Annotated in this window: 15 protein-coding genes; 13 read left to right on the top strand and 2 right to left on the bottom strand. The window is 67.3% G+C overall.

What is annotated here, in order from left to right; translation table 11 throughout:
* Positions 1–41: 41 nt before the first annotated feature.
* The gene (locus ABIA70_RS16285) at positions 42–869 is read right to left on the bottom strand and encodes an IclR family transcriptional regulator (RefSeq protein WP_354148607.1); all 828 of its coding nucleotides are present in this window, start codon (positions 867–869) and stop codon (positions 42–44) included.
* 232 nt (positions 870–1101) lie between these two features.
* Here ABIA70_RS16285 and ABIA70_RS16280 point away from each other — a divergent pair, with 232 nt between their 5' ends.
* From ABIA70_RS16280 to ABIA70_RS16220, 13 genes are all read left to right on the top strand, one after another.
* Positions 1102–2658: an ABC transporter substrate-binding protein gene (locus tag ABIA70_RS16280; RefSeq protein ID WP_354148606.1), complete on the top strand. Its 1557-nt coding sequence runs from the start codon at positions 1102–1104 to the stop codon at positions 2656–2658.
* 59 nt (positions 2659–2717) lie between these two features.
* Entirely contained in the window at positions 2718–3671 is a 954-nt protein-coding gene (locus ABIA70_RS16275; protein ID WP_354148605.1) for an ABC transporter permease, read from the top strand.
* Entirely contained in the window at positions 3668–5785 is a 2118-nt protein-coding gene (locus ABIA70_RS16270) for a dipeptide/oligopeptide/nickel ABC transporter permease/ATP-binding protein (protein ID WP_354148604.1), read from the top strand. The genes ABIA70_RS16275 and ABIA70_RS16270 overlap by 4 nt, the downstream gene beginning before the upstream one ends.
* Positions 5782–6789, top strand: coding sequence for an oligopeptide/dipeptide ABC transporter ATP-binding protein (locus tag ABIA70_RS16265; RefSeq protein WP_354148603.1), 1008 nt, complete (start codon positions 5782–5784; stop codon positions 6787–6789). Before ABIA70_RS16270 ends, ABIA70_RS16265 begins: the two co-directional genes overlap by 4 nt.
* Positions 6790–6799: 10 nt before the next feature.
* The gene (locus ABIA70_RS16260; RefSeq protein ID WP_354148602.1) at positions 6800–9481 is read left to right on the top strand and encodes a family 78 glycoside hydrolase catalytic domain; all 2682 of its coding nucleotides are present in this window, start codon (positions 6800–6802) and stop codon (positions 9479–9481) included.
* On the top strand, positions 9478–10467 hold the full coding sequence (locus tag ABIA70_RS16255) for an alpha/beta hydrolase fold domain-containing protein (RefSeq protein ID WP_354148601.1): 990 nt from the start codon (positions 9478–9480) through the stop codon (positions 10465–10467). Before ABIA70_RS16260 ends, ABIA70_RS16255 begins: the two co-directional genes overlap by 4 nt.
* An 83-nt stretch (positions 10468–10550) precedes the next feature.
* On the top strand, positions 10551–12356 hold the full coding sequence (locus ABIA70_RS16250) for a glycoside hydrolase family 3 protein (protein ID WP_354148600.1): 1806 nt from the start codon (positions 10551–10553) through the stop codon (positions 12354–12356).
* Positions 12353–15010, top strand: a complete 2658-nt coding sequence (locus ABIA70_RS16245) for a glycoside hydrolase family 78 protein (protein ID WP_354148599.1) — start codon at positions 12353–12355, stop codon at positions 15008–15010. Before ABIA70_RS16250 ends, ABIA70_RS16245 begins: the two co-directional genes overlap by 4 nt.
* Positions 15007–15984: an alpha/beta hydrolase fold domain-containing protein gene (locus tag ABIA70_RS16240; protein ID WP_354148598.1), complete on the top strand. Its 978-nt coding sequence runs from the start codon at positions 15007–15009 to the stop codon at positions 15982–15984. Before ABIA70_RS16245 ends, ABIA70_RS16240 begins: the two co-directional genes overlap by 4 nt.
* Positions 15985–16088: 104 nt before the next feature.
* The gene (locus ABIA70_RS16235) at positions 16089–16928 is read left to right on the top strand and encodes an alpha/beta hydrolase fold domain-containing protein (RefSeq protein ID WP_354148597.1); all 840 of its coding nucleotides are present in this window, start codon (positions 16089–16091) and stop codon (positions 16926–16928) included.
* Positions 16929–17040: 112 nt separating this feature from the next.
* Positions 17041–17898, top strand: coding sequence for a fumarylacetoacetate hydrolase family protein (locus ABIA70_RS16230; protein ID WP_354148596.1), 858 nt, complete (start codon positions 17041–17043; stop codon positions 17896–17898).
* Positions 17898–19706 (top strand): FAD-dependent monooxygenase, encoded by a 1809-nt coding sequence (locus tag ABIA70_RS16225; RefSeq protein WP_354148595.1) that lies wholly within the window; start codon positions 17898–17900, stop codon positions 19704–19706. The genes ABIA70_RS16230 and ABIA70_RS16225 overlap by 1 nt, the downstream gene beginning before the upstream one ends.
* The gene (locus ABIA70_RS16220) at positions 19684–20922 is read left to right on the top strand and encodes a DUF3500 domain-containing protein (protein WP_354148594.1); all 1239 of its coding nucleotides are present in this window, start codon (positions 19684–19686) and stop codon (positions 20920–20922) included. Before ABIA70_RS16225 ends, ABIA70_RS16220 begins: the two co-directional genes overlap by 23 nt.
* A gap of 146 nt (positions 20923–21068) precedes the next feature.
* Here the strand turns inward: ABIA70_RS16220 and ABIA70_RS16215 are convergent, their stop codons facing one another.
* Positions 21069–22139, bottom strand: a complete 1071-nt coding sequence (locus ABIA70_RS16215; RefSeq protein ID WP_354148593.1) for a quercetin 2,3-dioxygenase — start codon at positions 22137–22139, stop codon at positions 21069–21071.
* Positions 22140–22194: the final 55 nt, after the last annotated feature.

Genomic DNA, 22194 nt, shown 5'->3' with positions numbered 1-22194 from the left:
AGGCATGCCCGTTCACCTTCGGCACCCGCCCGGCACGGCCGCTAAGGGCGCATGCTCACGCTGTCACTCGGTCCGCTGTTGTAGCCGAGGTTTCGCGATACCGCCCTGGCCGTGGCCTGGACCGCGGGTGCCAGCACGTTAGGGGGAGTGGCCCCATCGGGCACCACGATGGACAGCGCGGCCACGACCGCGCCCTGCGCATCAAAAATCGGCGAAGCAACAGAAACAGTCCGGGACGGCGCAGACCTGCGGATCATCGCGACGCCGGTGCGGCGGACATCGGAAAGAGTCCGCCGCAGCTGGCCTTCAGGCATGGCATCCACGCCCGATTCCATATCAGGAGGCTGCCTGATGACCGCCTCCTGGAACCCTGCGTCCGCCCCCGCGAGCAGAACCAGGCCCACCGCCGTCGACCTCAGCGGCGCACGCCCGCCAACACGGTAGGCCACCTCTGTGGCCTGCTTTGATGACAGGCGCTCGATGATGACGGCCTCGTTCTTGTCCCGGACGGCCAGCAGGACGTGGTGGCGGGTCACGGCAAAGAGGTCCTCCAGGTAGGGAAGGGCAATCTCGCGCACGCCGTGGCCGCGGGGGGAGAGTGAAGCGACTTCCCAGAGCCTGACTCCCACCACGTACCGGCCGTCGTCGAGGCGTTCCAGCGCACCCCACTCCACCAGCCTGGCGATCAGCCGCAGCGCTGTGGGTGCAGGCATTTCGGCCAGCCGGGCCATTTCAGAAAGAGTCAACGCACGACGGCGGTCACTGAACACTGCGAGGAGGCTCAGCGCCCGGTCAATCACCGGTTCGCCCTGCTTGGGGCGCTTGCCGCGCTGCGGTTTTGCCGCATCCCCTTCAACTTCAACCGTCACGCCTGTGCTCCTTTGCCATTTCATGTCAGGTGATCCCCACCACAATACTGTTTCAACCAATGAAATTCGCATGGGGAGCCGATACCCGCGCCAGCGATTGTTGAAGAAGCCGGTTACCGGGGCCATCTGACGAGAGGGCACCGACGGATCGGCCCGCATCGGTCACAGCCGACCGGACGGGCCGCCGGTCCCGGACCTACTCACGATTCCCATCACGAATGCGAAGGCGCACATGAAACTCCTGACCTCCCCCGCACGACGGAGCGCGGCCGTTCTGGCCGGGGCCCTCGTCATTGGCTCCCTGACCGCCTGCGGCGGCGGAACCAGCCAGACGGCCGCCAAAGCTGACACCAGCACCCTGACCCTCGCCATTGACAGCGACTCGGCGTCGTTCGGGTATGACCCGCTGCGCGTGTCGTCGGCCCAGCGCCAGTTCTTCGAAGGCCTCTATGACAGCCTGATGGTCCTCAAAGCTGACGGTTCGGCAGGTCCCGGCCTCGCCAGTGCCTTTGAATACAACGCGGACAACACCGTCCTGACGCTCACCCTCAAAGAAGGCGTGACCTTCACCGATGGTTCCACGCTGGACGCCGCACTGGTGAAAGCAAACCTCGACCGCCGTTCCGATCCGGCACTGACCGCCTACTCCGCCGTGGCCAAGGGCGGAGCCCAGGAAATAACCTCCGTTGACGTCGTCAGCCCCACCAAGGTGTCCCTGACTTTCGCCAAGGCACAGCCGGGGTTCGAAAAGAACCTGGCCTCCACCACCGGCATGATCGTCGGAAAGGCCGGCGTCACCGATACCGCAACCCTCGCCGCGACTCCGGCCGGCTCCGGGCCCTACATCATTGACCCCTCCACGGTGAAGGGCAACAAGTACGTGATGGTGAAGAACAGCAAGAACGCGGACGCAGCAAAATACCCGTTCAGCAAGGTCATCTTCAGCATTGTCCTCGACCCCCAGGCCCGTGCCAACGCCCTGGTGTCCGGCCAGGCAGACGTTGCCATGCTGACGTCCAACACCGTGGACTTCGCCAAGTCCAAGGGGGTAGGCGTGTCCCAGATCGGCGGCACCGTCAACACCATGATTTCCTTCGACAAGATCGGCAAGACCGCCCCTGCGTTCGCTCAGGAGAAGGTCCGCCAGGCCATCCAGCACGCCATCAACCGGCAGGCCCTCGTGGACGCGCTGCACAAGGGCGACATCCCGGCCTGGAACGCCCTGCCCAAGGATTCTGCAGGGTTCACCGAGGAGCTGGAGACCAGGTTCGCCTACGATCCGGCGAAGGCCAAGGCCCTGTTGGCCGAAGCCGGCTACGCCAACGGCTTTGAATTCACTATCATCGCCGGCGCCCAGACCCAGACGGACCTGCAGGCCGTGCAGAAGGACCTTGCCGCCGTCGGAATCACCATGAACGTCAAGATGGCAGCCTCCACCGACGAAGCCTTCGCCGCCGTTGCCACCACCCCGCTCGGCTACTCCCCGCTGAACTGGGACAACCCGGTGGGCATCATGTACGGCGTGGTCCTGAACGGTTTCACGAACGTCCAGAAGGCCACCGACGAACAGCTGAGCGCCGCCACGGGCGAAGCCGCAGGCGCGAAGGACGACGCCGCCAAGAAGGCAGCCCTCACCAAGCTGAACACCCGCCTGGTGGAGTCCGGCTGGATGATCCCGCTCTATGAAGCCCTCACCAACCAGGGCTACAACACCAAGAAGATCAAGCAGGTTGAGTTCGCAGGCACCAACGCGTACCCGCTGCTCTCTTCCTACGCACCGGCCAGCTAATACCCGAACCGTTCCGGGTGGCCGCCCCCGCTGGGCGGCCGCCCGGAACGTTCTGACCGATGGAGGTCACCATGGCACTATTCATCACCAAACGCCTGCTGATGGCGTTGGCCACCGTGCTGGTGGTCGCGGTGCTGGCATTCCTGCTGGTTCACGCAATGCCCGGCAGCCCCGGGGCTGTCTCGCTCGGAGCCGGCGCGTCCCAGGAAGCGATCGACGAGGTCAACGCCCGCCTCGGCTGGAACGATCCGCTCCTGACGCAATTTGTCCGCTGGCTCGGCGACGCGGTCCAGGGCAACCTGGGGATCTCCCTGATCGATGGCCGTTCAGTGTCCGATGACCTGGCCAGCCGTCTGCCGGTCACGGCCTCGCTGGCAGCCAGCGCCACCCTGCTCAGCGCCGTCTTCGGAATCGGCCTGGGCGTGAGCGCAGCCGTTCGCGGCGGCCTGGTGGACCGGATCGTCGGCGGGCTCTGCGGCCTGGCCGTGGCATTGCCGGCCTTCTGGATCGGCATCATCTTCGTCTACCTGTTCGCGGTCCAGTCATCCGTCTTCCCCGCCACCGGCTACGTTCCGTTCGAGGTGTCCCCGCAGGACTGGGCCATGTCGCTTGCCTTGCCGGTGATCACCCTGGCGGTTGGCGGCGCGGCGTTCATTGCCCGCCAGACCAGGGCTTCCATGCTGGATGCCCTGCAGCAGGAGCACATCCGGACCCTGCGGGCCACTGCGACGCCCACCTGGAAGATTCTCTACATCCATGCACTGCGTTATGCCAGCCTGCCGATTGTGGCCGGCATCGCCCTGCAGTTCATGGGCCTGTTCGGTGGCTCAGTCATCGCAGAACAGCTCTTTGCCATGCCAGGCCTGGGCCAGGCAGCCCAGAGTTCGGTCAGCACCCACGATGCGCCCGCCGTCCAGGGCGTGGTCGTCATCGCCACCGTCGTGGTGGTTGCGGTGAACCTGGCTCTCGAACTCGCCACCAAGTTCCTCGACCCGAAGTTGCGTGCCGCATGATCCCCAACGTTGCACCCGCCCCCGCTGACAGCCAGGTTGAAAACCCCGTCCCTGCTGTCCAGTCCGCCCCGGGCCGGCCCACCCCGGGTCTTCCCGCATCCGGCCCGAGGAGTGCCTTCGCCAGGCTGTCGGCCCACCGGCTCTTTTCCTCACCCGGCGGCGTCGCCGGTTTGCTGTGGCTGGCCGCCCTGGTGGTTGCCTCCCTGACCGCCCCCTGGTGGCTGCCCTTCAAAACCGAGGACCAGGACTTCACCGCCGTCCTGTCCGGACCCACCGCCGCCCACTGGCTGGGCGCCGATGAACTGGGCCGGGACATCCTGAGCCGCATTTTCGCCTCAGCCGCCGGTACCCTGGGCACGTCCTTCATCACGGTCCTGGTGGGCATCGGCCTCGGAACCATCCTTGCCATGACCGCTGCTGCCTCCCTCCGGGCCGAGGGGATCATCAGCCGAAGCACCGAGATCATGATGTCCCTGCCGTCAACGGTCATCATCCTGGCCGTAATCGGCGCCGTGGGGACCAACATCCCCTTCATCATGGCCGTCCTTGGCTTTTTTATGTCCGCCGGCGTTTACCGGGTGATCCTGGGCCAGGCCAAGTCCCTGCAGTCCCAGCTCTATGTGGACGCAGCCAAAGTGGACGGTGTCAGCGCCCTCGGAATCAGCCTGCGCCATGTCCTGCCCGGCCTGACCAACACCATCGTTGTCCAGTCCGCACTCATCTTCGCTGTGGGCATGCTCATCCAGGCCGGTCTTGCCTTCATCGGCTTCGGCCCGCCGCTTCCGGCCCCCAGCTGGGGCGGGATGATCCAGAGCGCATCACAGCACGTCTACGACGCCCCGTGGCTGATGGTCCCCACCGGTGCCGTGCTGGCCCTGACGGTCCTGGCCGCCAACGCGATCGGCAACGCCCTGGGAAAGGCACCCAACGCCACCGCCTCCCACCTGCCCTCGGCCGCTGCCCGCCGGCAGCGCGCCAAAGCTGTTGCCGCCGTCGGGGCCGCCCCGGTGGCCACTGATACCGCACCGCCCAAGGGCCAGCTCAGCGTCCGCGGCCTCTCGGTAGGGGTCGACGGCGGCCCGCGCCTGGTCACAGACGTCTCCTTCGACGTCGAACAGGGCACCGTCCTGGGCCTTGTGGGAGAGTCCGGCTGCGGCAAGACCATGACCGCGTTGTCCCTGCTGGGCCTCCTGCCGTCCGGCGTCGTAGCCACCGGCGGACAGATCCTCTGGAACGGGAAGAACCTGGCCGCCGCCTCCGACACCGAAATGGAAGCCATCCGCGGGCGTGAGATCGCCCTGATCTCCCAGGAGCCCATGCGGGCGCTGGACCCCATGTTCACCGTGGGCTACCAGCTCGTCTCCGCCATCCGGCGGCTCCGGAAACTGGGGAAGGCGGAGGCCCGGAAGGAAGCCCTCAACCTGCTGGAGAAGGTGGGCATCGTGGACGCGGAGCGGATCCTCAAGACCTACCCGCACCAGATTTCCGGCGGCATGGCCCAGCGTGTGGCCATCGCCCTTGCCCTTTCCGGCCGGCCCCGACTGCTGGTGGCCGATGAGCCCACCACCGCGCTGGACGTGACAGTCCAGGCCGAGATCCTGTCGCTCCTGCGGTCCCTGGTGAAGGACACCGGGATGTCCGTGGTCATGGTCACCCATGATCTCGGTGTGGTGGCTGACATCTGCGACCAGGTGGCCGTGATGTACGCGGGCCAGGTGGTGGAGAACGGCAAAACCACCACCATCCTGGACAACCCGCGGCACCCCTACACGCTCGCGCTCCTGGCTGCAGATCCGCATGCCAACGATGCGTCCGACATGCCGGAACGGCTGGCCACCATCAGCGGCCAGGTTCCGCAGCCCAAGGACTGGCCCTCCGGCTGCCGCTTCATGGCCCGCTGCCAGTTCGCCGGCTCGGCCTGCGCTGCACCTGTCCCGCTGCTGCCTTCCGGCTCCGGTGACGGCCTGGTCCGCTGCGTCAAAGCCGACGAACTGGCCGTGGAAGGCCTCGAATGGGTGGCCACGGAGGTACCCAGCCACCGGCTGCTGGGCATCACACCCAAACCATTGCACCGGGTTGAACCGCTGAACATTGTTGAAAAGGACCTGGCATGAGCATCGCAACCCATTCCCGGCGGGAAGCACCCAACGCCGTCCTGGACGGCCCCATGCTCGAAGTGAAGGACCTGGTGGTCCGCTACGGCCGCGGCCGCAAGGCAGCAGCCGCACCGGCCGCCGTCGACGGCGTCAGCTTCGCCATCCGGCCCGGCGAAACCGTGGGCCTGGTGGGGGAGTCCGGCTCCGGAAAGTCCACCATCGGCAAGGCAATCCTTGGCCTGCAGAAGACCGCCGGCGGAACCATCAACTACCAGGGCAAGGACATCACCCACGCCGGAGCAGCCGAACGCCGCGCCCTCGGCGGGGAGCTCCGGGCCGTCTTCCAGGACCCCAACTCCTCGCTCAACCCGCGCCAGACCATCGGTGCCTCCCTGGCCGAGCCGTTGCGCCTCCGCGGGGTCTCCGCAGGCGAAGCGCGGGCCAAGGCCGAGGCCATGCTGGAACGCGTGGGCCTGCCCCGCGAGGCGGTGGACCGTTACCCCAGCCAGTTCTCCGGCGGCCAGCGGCAGCGCATCGCCGTGGCCCGGGCCCTGATCTGCGAACCCCGGCTGGTGGTCTGCGACGAAGCGGTCAGCGCCCTGGACCTCTCCACCCAGGCCCAGGTACTCAACCTCCTCGCCGACCTCCGGGACGAACGCGGCCTGAGCTACCTGTTCATCGCGCACGACATCTCCGTGGTGCAGTTCCTGGCCCAGCGCGTGGTGGTCCTCTACCGCGGGCAGGTCATGGAAAGCGGACCGGTCGCCGCAGTGACCGAGTCGCCCAAGCACCCCTTCACCCAGGCCCTCGTTGCCGCCTCGCCGGTGCCCCGCCCTGCCGAACAGGCCGAGCGGCGGAACCTCCGGGAATCGATGGGCGTCCGGACTGCTTCCTCCGTTTCCGCGACACCCGGCGGTTGCCCGTTCCGGCAACGCTGCCCGCTGGCCACTGATCTCTGCGCCGCCGAACGCCCGGCACTGCGCACGGTGGGCCAGTCCGACGTCGCCTGCCATTACGCCTGAACGGAATCCCTTGGACAAGCCCACCCGCCTGAGAACTGACCACCTGCGCGAGGCCTTCGGCATCACCCACATCGCTCCGCGGTTCAGCTGGACCCCGCCGCAGGGCACGCTCCGGCAGGCTGCCTACCAGCTGACCGCCAGCAACGGCTGGGACACCGGCCGGGTGCAGTCGGCTGCCCACAGCAACGTCGTGTACGCCGGGCCGGACCTGGGGTCACGGGACCGGTTTTCGTGGACGGTCAGGACGTGGAACATCGAGGCCGACGGCGTTGAGCAGGTGTCCGACTGGTCCGAGCCCGTGTTGGTGGAGATCGGGCTCCTCCACCCCGCCGACTGGTCCGCAAAATGGATCGGCCCCGACGAACCGCTCATCCCCGTCCCGGGCGAGCGCCCTGGCTACGCCCTGCACCGCGACTTTACCCTTGACACCGCACCGGATTTCGCCCGGGCCTACGCCACCGCGCACGGCATCTATGAGCTGTTCATCAACAGCCAGCGCGTAGGGGATCAGGAGCTCACACCCGGCTCCACGAGCTACCACAGCACGCTGCAGGTGCAGGCTTTCGATATCACCGCCTTGCTCCGCGCCGGCACCAACAAGGTCCGAGCTGTCCTCACCGACGGCTGGTACCGCGGCACCTTTGGCTTCACCCGCGACGTCGACATGTACGGGACGCAGACTGCGCTCCTCGTGCAGATGGAAATCGAGGCTGAGGGGGTGCGGAGCGTCATCGGCACCGATGAATCGTGGCTGGTGTCTCCAACGGAGATTGCCGCCGCGGATCTGATGGCTGGCCAGCAGATTGACTTCCGGCGGCTACATGACGCAGGCGTCCCCCGCCTCGCCGTCCTACGGGAAGGCAGCTTGGATACCCTCACCGGCCCGGTGGCTCCGCCCACCCGGATCGTGGAGGAGCTACACCCCGTCAGTATCATCCGCCTGCCCAATGGCAACCAGGTGGTGGACCTGGGCCAGAACATCAACGGCTGGGTCCGGCTGTCCCGGCTCGGCGCCCCCGGCCACAAGGTCACACTGGTTTACGGCGAGGCCCTGGGCTCCGACGGGGACGTCAACCAGGACCACCTGCGCCCCATCGACTTCAGGAACCCCGGGCACTTCCTTGCCGCCGGGCAGGTGGATGAGGTCATCGCTTCCGGCGCCGCCGGTGAAGTCTTCGAACCGCGCCACACGGCCCACGGGTTCCAGTACATCTCCATCCAGGGCCTGGCAGAAAACCTGCTTCCCGGAGACGTTGTGGGCTGCATGGTCCAGACCGACCTCGAACGCCTGGGCACCTTCAGCTGCAGCGATACCCGGCTGAACACACTGCACGAAATTGTGGAATGGAGCTTCCGGGACAACGCCTGCGAGGTCCCCACCGACTGCCCGCAGCGCGAAAAGGCGGGCTGGACCGGCGACTGGCAACTGTTTGTGCCCACGGCGGCCTACCTCTTCGATGTGGCCGGCTTTACCCGGAAATGGCTCAACGACGTCCGGGCCGACCAATGGGGGAACGGGGTGGTCGCCAACATCTCGCCCTCACCCGGCCCCGACGTCATCAGCGCCGACTTCATGGCCTTCACCAACGGCTCCTCTGGCTGGGGAGATGCCATTGTCATGGTGCCCTGGAAGATCTACCTTGCCACCGGCGACGCCGCAATCCTCGAGGAGAACTGGGATGCCATGAACCGGTGGCTGGGGTTCGTCCGCGGCACCGCGGAGGGGAACCGGCACCCGGCCAGGGCTGCAGCAAGCACCACGCCTGCCCCGCACGAGCAGTACCTCTGGGACACCGGCTTCCACTTCGGGGAATGGATGGAACCGGGCGGACCCGCGCCTGACCTTTTCGCCGCCAGGACAGCAGACAACGGGATCGTGGCCACCGCGTATTACCGGCATTCCGCCGCCATCCTCGCCAAGGCGGCCGCCATCCTGGGGAAGCATGCAGCAGCCCTCGAGCTGGCCGAACTCTCGGAACACGTCCGCCGCGCCTGGCAGCAGGAATACCTGCTGCCAAACGGAACGGTCGACGGCGGGACGCAGGCCAACTGCGTCCGCGCCCTGGCCTTCGACCTCGTTCCGCACACCGCAAAGGCCGCGGTCGCCCGCCAACTGGTCGAGCTGATCAGGGACGCGGGTACCCACCTGGGCACCGGCTTCCTCTCCACGCCGTACCTGCTGCCTGTTCTGGCTGACAACGGTCATCTGGACCTCGCCTACGAACTGCTGATGCAGGACTCGGAGCCCTCGTGGCTGGTGATGGTGGACCGCGGCGCCACCACCATTTGGGAAGCCTGGGACGGCATCGCTTCGGACGGATCGGCCCGGCAGTCGCTCAACCATTACAGCAAGGGTGCCGTGGTTTCCTTCCTGCACCGCTACACCGCCGGCTTGCGTCAGGCCGCCGGCAGCGCAGGCTGGGAGGACATCGTCATCGAACCCCGCCCCGGTGCCGGGCTGACGTCCGCCAGCACCTCGCACCAGGGCCCGCAGGGCCTTATCGACGTCGGCTGGGTAACCGACGACGGCGCGCTGACGCTCACCGCGACTGTGCCGTCCGGAACCACCGCCGAAGTCAGGTTGCCCGGCGAGCCGGCCGCCGTCGTCGGGCCCGGCACCCATACCGTTATCGCCGCTTCCCCCGCAACGGGGACACTGACACGTAATGATCTTGCAAGGAGTGCACTATGACACCGGAAACCGCTGCCACCACGGAGAGCCCACGAAGGATGCCGGCGCCGCCGCCGTTCCCGGCCTTCGGTCTGTTGGGGGAGCCCGAGGAGGTGTCCGCGCACTCCCAGGTACACCGGGAAGTCAGTTACGCGATCGCCGTCGGCTTCCGCCGGCTGGCCATGGACATCTGGCTTCCTCGGCGGGCAAGCGCGCCGGTGCCCCTGGTGGTGTGGATCCACGGCGGGGCATTCCAGCTGGGGGACCGCCGCGAACTCCCGCCCACCTTCGCCCCGGATTCCGTGTTCCGGCTCCTGAACGAGGCAGGCATCGCCTGCGCCACCGTGGACTACCGCCATGCGTTGGAGGCGCCCTTCCCGGCCCAGCTGCACGACATCAAAGCCGCCGTCCGCTACCTTCGCGGCCACGCCGACGCCCTGGGCATCGACCCGGAACGGATCGGCGCGTGGGGCGAATCGGCCGGCGGGCATCTGGCAGCTTTGCTCGGACTCACCGGCGACCGCGCTGACCTGGAGGGCGGCCTCGGTGTCCAGGGGCAGTCCAGCGCTGTCAGTGCCGTCGTCGATTTCTACGGTGTCTCCTCGCTGCCGGACATGCCGCCCATGGATACGCCTCCCGGCCTCATGTCCGGCCCCCTCGTGGCTGCGGTCCCGCCCGGCATGTCCATGGAACCGGGACCCATGCTGGTGGGCGGCAGCGCCGATCCTGCCTCGCTCGCCGCCGCCAGCCCGTTGGGCTATGTCACCGCCGGGGCGCCGCCGTTCCTGCTGATCCACGGCGACAGCGACGGCCTGGTCCCGTTGTCGCAGAGTGAACTGCTGTCCGACGCGCTGACGTCCGCCGGCGCGCGAAACGACCTCATCACAGTCGAAGGCGGGGACCACTGCTTCTTCTTCGCCGAGCACCAGCTGGACGGAATCCTCCGCACCGCCATCGACTACTTCAGCCGCGAGCTCTCACCGCGGCCACACAGTTCCGGCCAATGAAAGTCCGCTAGCTGCCCCTTCGCCATCCCCGGCACGCTTGGGGAAGCCCCGAATCTTCTCCTTCTTGACGAATTGAGCCGACGTTGACTCCCAACACCCCTCGTTTCCCGTTCCAGGACGCCGCCCTGCCGGTAGCCCAGCGTGCGGCGGACCTGCTGTCCCGGTTGTCCCTGGAAGACAAGGCAGGCGTGATGTTCCATGACATTCTCCCCTTCGCCGCCGGTACCGGTCCTGCCCACGAGCTGATCGGAAAGCGCCGCCTCAACCACTTCAACATTCTCGGCGCAGCCCTCAACGCCCGGGACCTGGCGGACTGGCACAACAGCCTCCAGGAGATCGCGCTGGCCACCGGGCCCGGCATTCCCATAACGCTGTCCACCGATCCACGCCACGCCTACACGGACAATCCCGGCACAGCGGCGTTTGCCGGCCCATTCTCGCAATGGCCCGAAGCCCTGGGCTTCGCAGCTGTCGGGGATCCTGGCGCCGTCGAGGAGTTCGCGGACATCGCCCGGCAGGAGTACCTCGCCGTCGGAATCCGCTCCGCGCTGCACCCGCAGGTGGATGTCTTCACCGAACCGCGCTGGTCCCGCGGCGGCATGACCTTTGGCGAGTCCGCCGAGATGGCGGCCACACTGGTGGGCGCATACGTCCGCGGCTTCCAAACGGAAGCGTTCGGGCCGGCGTCGGTCTCCACCATGACCAAGCACTTTCCGGGTGGCGGACCCCAGCTCAACGGCGAGGACCCGCACTTCAGCTACGGCCGGGAACAGGTCTACCCGGGCGGCAACTTCGAGTACCACCTGCTGCCCTTCCGTGCCGCGATCGCCGCGGGCAGCCGCCAGATGATGCCCTACTACGGTATGCCTGTGGGCACCGCGCACGAGGAAGTCGGCTTCGCCTTCAACAAGGGCATCCTCACCGACCTGCTCCGCACCGAGCTCGGCTTCCAGGGCGTGGTCTGCACCGACTGGGGGATCCTCACGGATGGTGAAATCCTTGGCCGCGTCTTCCCCGCCCGGGCCTGGGGCGTGGAGCACCTCACGCCCGAGGAGCGGATGCTCAAAGCACTCGACGCAGGCGTGGACCAGTTTGGCGGCGAACACTGCGTGGAGCTCATGGTCGCAGCCGTCCGGGCAGGACGGCTCAGCGAGGAACGCCTGGATACCTCCGTCCGCAAGATCCTTGCCGAAAAGTTCCTCCTGGGCCTCTTCGAAAACCCGTTTGTGGACGCCGCTGCGGCAGACTCAGCAGTGGGTACACCCTGGTTCAAGGCCGCAGGCAGGGCAATGCAGCGCCGCTCCTACACCTTGCTGAAGAACCAGGAGACCGACGGCGTTCCGCTCCTGCCGCTCCGCAGCGTGCAGCCAATCAACGTGTACTCGGAAGGGATCTCAGCCGAGGACCTCGGCCCGGAGTTCTGCGTGGTGGCGACGGCCGAACAGGCCGACGTCGCGATTCTCCGGCTCCGAACCCCCTTCGAAATCCGCGGAACAGGATTTTTGGAGTCCTTCTTCCACTGCGGCAATCTGGCCTTCGCCCCGCAGGAGGTGGAGCGGCTGACCGCCATCTGCCGCACCGTCCCCACCATCATCGACATCAACCTTGAACGGCCGGCCGTCATCCCCGAACTGGCGGAGCACGCCGCCGCGCTGCTGGCCAACTACGGCTCCGACGCAGATGCCCTCGTGGATGTCCTAACGGGCCGGGCAATGCCGGAAGGCAAACTGCCATTCGATCTGCCCCGTTCCATGGCCGCCGTCGAGGCATCCCGCGAGGACGTTCCCTTCGACACCGAAAACCCTGTCTTCCGCTACGGTCACGGCCTTTCGCTGACCAACACCGATCGCACCACCGCCCTCGCCACAACTTCTGGAGCCACCCGATGACCACCACTCCCTCAGCCCTCCGCTTCGAACACCACGAGGAGCCCTTCGGCATCGGCGAGGACCGGCCGCGGCTTTCCTGGCAGGTCACCACCGGGACAGCCGGCTGGGTCCAGACGGCCTACGAGCTCGAACTTGGCCCTGACGAAGGGCAGCTGGTCAGCTACGGCCGGACCGAGACTGCCGAGCAGCTCCTGCAGCCCTGGCCGGCACCGGCCTTGAACAGCCGGCAGCGTGTCGCGGCCCGCGTGCGGGTCTGGGGAACGGACGACGACGTGCCCTCCGCCTGGAGCCCTGTCACCTCCGTCGAGGCCGGGCTCCTGAAGCCGGAAGACTGGCAGGCCGCCATGATCCGGCCGGCCTGGGACGAGGCCAGCGAATCGATCGAACCGGCGGCACGCCTGAGACGGACGTTCGAAGTGACCGGCCCGGTGGCCTCGGCGCGCCTCTACGCCAGCGCCCATGGCGTTTATGTCGCCTCGATCAACGGACGGCGTGTGGGCCGCGACATCCTGGCGCCGGGCTGGACCAGCTACCACCACCGCCTGCGGTACCAGACTTATGACGTCACCGATTACCTGCAGCCGGGCACAAACGTCATCGGCCTGGAAGTCGCTGACGGCTGGTGGCGCGGCTACCTGGGCTTCCAAGGCAAACGAAACACTTACCACGACCGCACCGCTGTGCTCGCGCAGCTTGAAATGACCGACAACGGCGGCACCGTCACCGTCGTGGGGACGGACAGCGACTGGCTGGCCGGCCGCAGCCCCATCGTGGCCGCAGACCTCTATGTCGGCGAAACTTACGACGCGCGGCTGGAGGACGGCGGCTGGGTAGGTGCCGGCCGGGACGGTTCTGCCGGGCTGCATCCTGTTGAAACCGAGGTCTTCGACGCCGCGGTAATGGTGGCCCCGGACGGTCCGCCGGTCCGCGCCACAGAGGAGTTGGCTGTTGCCGCGGTGCTGGCTTCGCCGTCGGGGAAGACCATCCTGGACTTCGGGCAGAACCTGGTGGGCCGGGTCCGGATCACGGTCAACGGACCCGCCGGCACGGAGGTCACGCTGCGGCACGCCGAAGTCCTGGAGCATGGGGAACTGGGCGTCCGGCCGCTCCGCGAAGCCAAGCAGACGGACGTCTACGTCCTCAACGGCGCCGCGGATGGCGAGACCTGGGAGCCCGAATTCACCATCCACGGTTTCCGTTATGTCGAGGTGAGCGGCTGGCCCGGCGACGTTGACCCGGAAGCGTTCACCGCCGTCGTGATTCACTCAGACCTGGTCCGCACCGGCACCTTCGAGTGCTCGGATCCGATGCTGAACCAGCTGCATTCCAACGTGGTGTGGGGGATGCGCGGCAACTTCGTGGACGTGCCCACCGACTGCCCGCAGCGCAACGAACGGCTCGGCTGGACCGGGGACTTCCAGATTTTCGCGGCCACTGCGTCCTTCCTGTACCGGATTCCGGGGTTCACCACGTCATGGCTCAAGGACATGGCTGCCGAGCAGGGAACCGACGGTCCACCGCCCCTGGTGGTCCCGGAAGTGACGTTCGACAAGCCGCCGTTCCCCGTCCGCCCGGTCATGGCCGCGTGGGGCGACGCCGCCGTCCTGGTCCCCTGGGTGATGTACCAGCGCACCGGTGACCTGGAGTTCCTGCGCCGCCAGTTGCCGGGAATGACCGCTTGGCTGGAGGCGGCCGCCGAGGCCGCCGGACCGGAGCTCCGTTTTGAACACGGCTTCCAGTTCGGTGACTGGCTCGACCCGGCGGCGCCGCCGGACAAGCCTGGCGATGCGCTGACGCCGTGGCAGCTCGTTGCGCAGGCGTACCTCGCCTACTCGGCCCGGGTAGCTGCCGAATCCGCGGATCTGCTGGGGGAGGATTCCACTGCCCTGCGCGGGCTCTCGCAGCGGGCCTCCGCGGTGTTCCGTGAGCATTACATCTCCGACGGCGGGCGGCTCACCCCGCCCACCCAGACCGCCTACGCCGTGGCTCTGACCTTCGGGTTGCTGGAGCCCGGAGAGGAAGCATTGGCTGCGGCCGGGCTGGCCGCGGCTGTCGAGGCCGACGGCTACCGGATCGCCACCGGCTTCGTGGGAACCCCCCTGGTGTGCGACGCGCTCACCGACCACGGCTATGTGACCGCGGCCTACCGGCTGCTGCTCCAGACCGAGTGCCCGTCCTGGCTCTACCCGGTGACCATGGGGGCAACCACCATCTGGGAGCGCTGGGACTCCATGCTTCCGGACGGCAGCATTAACGAGGGCGAAATGACGTCCTTCAACCACTACGCCCTGGGAGCCGTGGCCGACTGGATGCACCGCAGCCTCGCCGGGCTGGCACCGGCGGAACCGGGCTACCGGAAACTGCTGGTCAGGCCGCGGCCAGCCGGCGGCCTTGACTGGGCCGAAGCCCGGCACGAGACCCCATACGGTGCAGCCAACGTGCGCTGGGAGCTGAACGGCCAGGCGTTCAGCCTGGACGTGGCTGTGCCGGCCGGCTGCACGGCGTCGATCTTCCTGCCGGACGGTTCCGATGCTGTGGAGGTTGGATCCGGAACGCATTCCTTCGCCTGTGCCTTCCGTCCGGCTGAAAACGGCACCGTCCCGGGCTTCGCCGACCCCGTCCGCGGTGAGCCCGAGCCGGTACTCCAGCCATGAGCCTGGATCCGGAGTTGGCCGCCGCCATGCAGCACGTGGAGGGAGCTGGGTCGTTCGCCGAACTGTTTGCTGATCCGTCCGGACCCGCCCGGCTTGAAGCTTTCAGCGGCGGCGGACTGCCGTATGCGCGGCCTGACGTTCCCGTCCTTGAAGTCCGCGCTCCGGGTCCCAATGGACCCGTGCCGGTAAGGGTCTATGGTTCCGGCGCTCCGTTGCAGGCAGGGGCAACCGACGGCGGCGTGCCTGGCCTCGTGTGGCTTCACGGCGGTGGTTTTGCTGGGGGCGACCTGAACATGCGGGAAGCCGACCAACTGGCACGTGAACTGGCTGAGCGGACCGGCGGCGTCGTATTTTCCGTGGACTACCGGCTGGCGCGGGGCGGGGTGCACTTCCCTGCCCCGCATGAGGATGTCCTTGCGGCCTGGTTCTGGGCTTCAGCCCACGCCCTGGACTTTGGTGTCCTGCCGGCGAAGCTGTGCATCGGTGGGGCGAGCGCCGGCGCGAACCTGGCGGTCGGAGCGGTCATGTACCTTAACGACGTCGACAAACCGCTGCCGGCGAAGATGCTCCTGGCCTATCCGCTCCTGCACGCAGTGCTGCCTCCCCTGGAAGACCCCTCCGGGGTTCTCTCCGATCTTCCCCGGCTCCTGCGCTTCACCCCTGATGACTGCCGCGCCATGTTCGAAAACTACATCGGAGGCCCGGTGGCCATGGCGTCCTCCTACGCGGTGCCCGGCAACGCCGACCCGTCAGGGCTGCCGCCCGCTGCCATCCTGGCTGCCGAATACGACGATCTGCGACCCTCCGCGGAGCTTTATTCGGACAGCCTCCGCCGCGCCGGCATCCCCGTGGATTACCGGCTTGAGAGCGGTGCCACCCATGGCTACCTCAACCATTCCGCGGCCATGGCCGTGGTCCGGCGGGGCCTTTCCTTCCTGGCAACGGAGCTGGCGGCCGCGAAGCCATTTCAATGATTGGAATAGGCTGTTCAGGTACGGCCGCGGATCCGCCAGTCTTGAGGAACAGACCGGGACATCGAGGATCCGGCAGCGCAATGAGGAACCAAAGGGAGTCAACGATGACGGAAGGCCGAGTGCTGAAGGGCGTCGAGTTCGCCCGGGCGGGGGACCGCTCCGGACGTCCGCTCCTGCTGGACCTTTACCTGCCGGCAGCACAGAAGCCGCTGCGTCCCGCCGTCGTCCATTTCCATGGCGGAGGCTGGCGGATGGGGGAACGGTCCTCCCTGGGACCGGTGTGTGACGGCTTTGGCCTGAACCCGTTCGAGGTCCTGGTGGAGGCCGGCTTTGTGGTTGTTTCCGCGGACTACCGGCTGAGTTCCGAAGCGCATTTCCCCGCCCAGCTGAACGACGCGCTTGCCGCTGTGGAATGGCTGCGGAACCACGCAGACGAGTACGGCGTCGATCCGGCGCGGATCTACGCGTGGGGCGACTCCGCCGGCGGTCACCTGGCCAGCCTGGTGGGTCTCACCGGCGAGCACCACAGCAGCGTCGCCGCGGTCGCCGCCTGGTATCCGCCCACCGACCTGGCCTCAATGGCGGAGCAGGCGCTGCCCACAGCCGTCTCGCGGCCCAGCGATCCGGGGTCCCGCGAGGAGCTTCTGATCGGCGCGGTCCTGGCAGAGGAGCCCGGGAAGGCCGCCGCGGCCAGCCCCATCAACTACGTCCATCCTGGCGCACCGCCCTTCCTCCTGGTTCACGGCACGGCCGACCGCTTCGTTCCGGCAGCACAGTCAGAAACCCTGGCGGACAGACTGACGGACTCAGGCGCCGACGTCGAACTCCTCCTCATCGAAGACGCTGACCACATGTGGAGCCTCCCGGACGGGAGCGCAGCCGCAGCCGGAAAGGCATTGGCGGCCACAGTCTCGTTTTTCCGGAGGCAGTCCGGCCTCTCCTAGCTTCTCCGCACCACCCCCACTTCGCCACAGTTCCACTCCGGCACCGGCCGTGGCTTTCCTTGCCATGCCCTCCCACCGACAACCGCCCCCGGGCGAACCTGAAAGGCCCCACATGCAGTACATAGGAATCAACCACGACGGCGGCACCTGGGTAGCAGCCCTGAACGGGTCCCGGGTCTTCCCACTGGCTTCGGTCACTGATTTCTGGGCCGATGCCGCCGGCTGGCAGGACAAAGCCCTGGCGATCATTGCCGATGCTGCGGCAGGCCGGGACTCGGCGGATTTCACCGAGGTGCCGCTTGTTCCGGCGGCGGCCCGGGTGATCTGCGTCGGGCTCAACTACAGGGCACACGCAGCAGAGGGCAGCTACAAGGACCAGGATCTTCCGCCGTACCCCACCCTGTTCGGCCGCTGGACGGCCTCGCTCTCTGTCGGCCAGGTGCCCGTTCCTGTCCCGGGCGGCGAGGCCGGCCTGGACTGGGAAGGCGAAGTTGCCGCCTATATCGGCAAACGCGTGGAATCCGCAAACGAGGCCACCGCGGCCGACGCCGTCTTTGGCTACTCCACCTTCAACGACCTGACGGCCCGGCGTGCCCAGAAGCTGACATCGCAGTGGACGCTGGGCAAGAACGGCGACTTCACCGGGCCGCTCGGCCCGCTGGTCAGCCGCGACGAGGTGGGCGATCTCCGCGATGGACTCCAGGTGCGGACACGCGTCAACGGCACCGAAGTCCAGAACGGCAACACCCGGGACATGATCTTCTCCGTGCCCGCCATCATTGCCCTGATCAGCGAAACCTTCACCCTGCACCCCGGTGACGTGATCGCCACGGGCACCCCCGAGGGCGTGGGCTATGCCCGCACCCCGCAGTGGCTGCTCCAGGCAGGCGACACCGTGGAGGTCGAGATTGAGCGGCTGGGCACGCTGGTGACCCCCATCGGTGAACCCTCACTCCGGGCGAGGGCCTGATGACTGCCATCCATGATGCCCGTTTGGCGGACCTCCCGGCGGAGATCCCGGTCCTCATCTCCGGCGGCGGGCCCAGCGGACTGTTCCTGGCCCTGGACCTCGCCAACCGGGGGATCCGCAGCATTGTCATCGAGCCCCGCACCGCCATCGACCCGGACCGGCCGCGTGCCAAGACCACCAATGCCCGCACCATGACCCATCTCCGCCGCCTGGGCCTGGCAACAGCCCTGCGTGAGGCGGCGCCGCTGCCGGTGGAGTTCGCACAGGACATTATCTTCTGCACGTCCCTGACCGGCCGGGAAATCCGGCGCTTCACCAACGCCTTCCAGCTCGAAACCGGCCAGTACGAAGCGCAGCCCGAATGCGGGCAGCAGGTGCCGCAGCCTGTGCTGGAGACGGTGCTTCGCGACGCCGTCGCGGCGTCTGAACACACCACGCTGCTGACCGGGCTGCGCGTTGAGGAGTATGTGGCCTCCGGCCCTGACTCCGGCCCTGACTCCGGCCCTGACTCCGGCACGGGCGCCGGCACTGGCGCCGGTCAGCAGGTGACGGTGGCTGACGCCGCAGGTGGCCTGCGCATAGTGCGGTGCCGGTTCCTGGCAGGGGCCGACGGCATCTCTTCCGCCGTGCGCCGCGGCCTCGGCCTCCGGCTTGAGGGGGGATCCGCAGCGCTCTCCAACATCAGCATCCTCTTCCGGTCCGGCGACCTCGCTGACACCATCAGCCTGGACCCGGCCGTCCAATACTGGGTCCTCGGGCCGGGTGCTGCGGGCATGGTGGGCCGCATGGACCTGGACCAGACATGGTGGGCCATCATCCAGGGCGTCGATGCCCGGGGCGTTGATGGCCAGGACCACGGCGGCGCGCCGGACCTTGATCCGGTGGCCCTGGTCCGCGAGTTGGTGGGGGCCGACGTCGAAGTTGATGTCGTCGCCACCGACCCGTGGACGGCGCGGATGCTCCTCGCCCCCTCGTACGGGCACGGCGGCGTCTTCCTGGTGGGCGACGCCGCCCACCAGAACCCGCCCTGGGGCGGCCACGGCTTCAACACGTGCATCGGCGACGCCGCAAACCTGGCCTGGAAAATCGCGGCCGTCCTTGATGGCTGGGCCGGTCCGGAGTTGTTGGACAGCTACGAACTGGAACGGCGGCCGGTAGCGGAACGGACCATCAATGACGCCGCCACCAACGGCAAAGCCCTGGCTTACCACTTCGCCGACCCAGCCCTGGAACTGGAAGGTGCGGAGGGCGAAGCGGCCCGGGTACGCGCCCACGACGCCCTTGGCGTCAAGCGGAGTGAATTCGATTCCCTCGGGCTGGTCCTTGGCTACAGCTACGCGGCGTCGCCGCTGGTGATCCCGGACGGTTCGCCCGTTCCGGCGGAGGACCCCATCCGGTACACGGCGTCCGCCAGCCCGGGCGCGGTGCTGCCGCACGCGTGGCTGGACGATTCGACGTCGGTCTACGACGTTTTGGGCGACGGCTTCACGCTGCTGGTGGACGCCGGCGCCCTGGCTGGTTCCGCCGTCGACCCGTACGCCGATGTTCTGGCAGCGGCGGCTGACCGGCGGATTCCGCTGACGGTCGCTGCTGTCGGATCGGACCGCAACGGATTACCCATGGCCGAATGGTGGGCAGCTGAAGCCGTGCTGGTCCGCCCGGACCAGCACGTGGCCTGGCGGGGAAGTTCTGCCGATTCAGCCTCCCGCGCCCTGCTCGTTGCAGCCGGCCTCGTCCCCGCCGTTCAGACCGGTACCGAAACCTTGGAAATACAGGAGAACGACCATGTCAACGCCGTCATTTCGTGATTACCTCTACCCGCCGGACCATCCGCGCGTAGCGTCGGTCCGCGGACTGGACGTGCGCTCCTACGCCGAGGCGGCCAAGGACGATCCTTTCGCCGGACCCATGATCGAAGGCTGGAAAAAGCTCTATCCCCGGCCCTTCGCGGGGGTGACCAGCGACGGCGTCGTCCGCGAAGGCCTGTTCCCGGTTTCCGAAGCCCGCCCCGGCGAGGAGGCCCCGACGTCGGACATGGTCGCCGCGGCCGAAAAGCTGCTGGCCCTGGCTTCGCCGGAGCAAGTCAGCCGGCTGAGCTACGTGGTGGCCGCACAAGAGTGGCAAAGCTGGGCCAATCCGGAATTCATGCAGCACGATACCGGGCTGCGCCTGGACGAACTGGATCCCGCTCTCCGCGACACCGCCCTGGCATTGGTGGAAGCGAGCCTGAGCCCGGAGGGTTACGCGCTGGCCCGGAACCTGATGCGGATCAACGGCTTCCTTGGCGACCTGGTTGACCTGCCGCTGCTCATGAACGAGTACAGCTACAACTTCGCCCTCTACGGCGTCCCCTCCGAAACTGAGCCCTGGGGCTGGCAGCTCTTTGGCCACCACGTTGCCCTCAACTGCCTCGTTGCCGGAAGCCAACTGGTCCTGACTCCGGTGTTCCTGGGCGCTGAGCCGGACGTGATCGACGCCGGACCCCACAAGGGTGTGAAGGTCTTCAAGGAGCGTATCCAGTGGGCGCGTGGGCTGATGGCCGCCCTGCCGGACTCATTGCGCCGGGACGCTGTGGTATTCGAGCACATGCAGGACCCTGCCATGCCGGAGGGGCGGATGCATCCCGGGGACGAACGGCACCTTGCCGGCTGCTTCCAGGACAACCGCGTCATCCCCTACGAGGGTATCCGCGTCAGCGCGATGCCCGCAGAAGCAGTGGCTTTCCTGGACAAGGTGGTGGACGATTCCATCGCCTATCTGCCGTCCGGACCACGCGCCGCCCGCCGACGCGACATCCAGGAGCACTACGCCGAAACCTGGTTCTCGTGGATCGGCGGCTGGCAGGGTGAGGAAGCCTTTTACTTCCGCATCCAAAGTCCCGTGGTCATCCTGGAACTCGATCACCACACCGGAGTCTTCCTCGACAACGACGCCCCGGCGCCCTTCCACATGCACACCGTGGTGAGGACGCCCAACGGCAACGACTACGGCCGCGCCCTGGTCAAGCAATTCCAATCCCTCTAAAGCAACGCGGGGTCACTCCCGGCCCAATAAAAGCTCTCCGAGGGGCCGGGAGTGACCCCGCGTTGGGTTAATAACAGATGGCCCGGACTTCCTTTTCGGAAGTCCGGGCCATCTGGTTTAACGGGCTTGTTGGTGATGGGGAAACGCTAGGAGATTTCCAGCGCTGTCCGCCGCTGTGGGGGAGGGCCGACAACCGTGAGGTCCATCTCCGCCTGCGCCCGGCCGAAGCCTTCCATGTCCATGTAGGGCGTGCCGCCTTCGGTGTACATGTAGTCCTCGGTGGGCTTGTTGAAGTACTCAAAGAACCCGTTGAAGACCGACGGCGTCAGGAATCCCACCATCTGGGTGTTGTGGGAGTCCAAAGCGAACGAGTGGATGGTGCCGGCCGGGGCGTGGACAAAATCGCCCTTGGTCAGCAGCATCTCGCGGCCGTTCGCGTACAGCCACATCCGGCCCTCGGTGCAGAGGAAGTTCTCGGTGTGCTCGGAGTGGAAGTGCAGCGGGATGTAGGGCGATTTGGCGCCCTTGGTGTGCACGGCGAAATAGTTGGATCCCGTGTTCGCCGGCCGCGAGAGGTAAGTGAACATGGTCTGGTAGCTGGCGAGGCGTTCGCCTTCACCGGCGCTGAGGAAGTACGGGCTCTGCGTCGCGGGAAGTCCGGCGTTATGCTGCAGGCTGGGCTGGACGCGCTCGACGTCGGGGAACGTGATGCCGAACTCGGCACCCACTTCTGCCTGCTCCCGGAGGCTGGCCGTGTGGCCGGCGCGGACGGGCGGGACATGGGAGTCAATGGGGGTGCCCACGCGTTCGTAGTAAGCCTCGGCTCCGCCCGGTGTCATCCAGTTCAGGAAGCGTGTGTAGTGGCCGGCCATCCGGTAGGCGTGGGGCGTTCCCGGCGGAATGACCACCGAATCCCCTGACGTGAGGATGCGGCTCTCGCCCGGCAGCCAGACGTGGAGGATGCCGTCGAAGACATAAAGGGTCTTGTGCTCGACTTTGTGGGTGACGAACGGTGACTCGGCGCCCATGCCGCCGGAGATGTAGGCGGCACTGAAGATTCCGCCGGTGTCGGCGGCGCGGGCGATTACGGTCACCAGCTGGCCGTTAACCTCGTACCGGGCCCCCTCCCCTGAAGCCATGTAGTAGGGGACGGCCTCGCCCGGCAAGGTGTTGGCCATGGGGAGTTGCCGGTTCATTTCCTCAACGCTGAGGGACATCGCTTCCTTCTTTCCTGTGCTTCGCCCGGATCGGGTCCTGGGAAGAGCATGGCTG

The sequence above is a fragment of the Arthrobacter sp. 754 genome, assembly GCF_040548695.1.
Lineage (GTDB): Bacteria > Actinomycetota > Actinomycetes > Actinomycetales > Micrococcaceae > Arthrobacter.
Note: the sequence above shows the minus strand (reverse complement) of the source record. Positions and strands in the feature narration are given on the sequence as shown.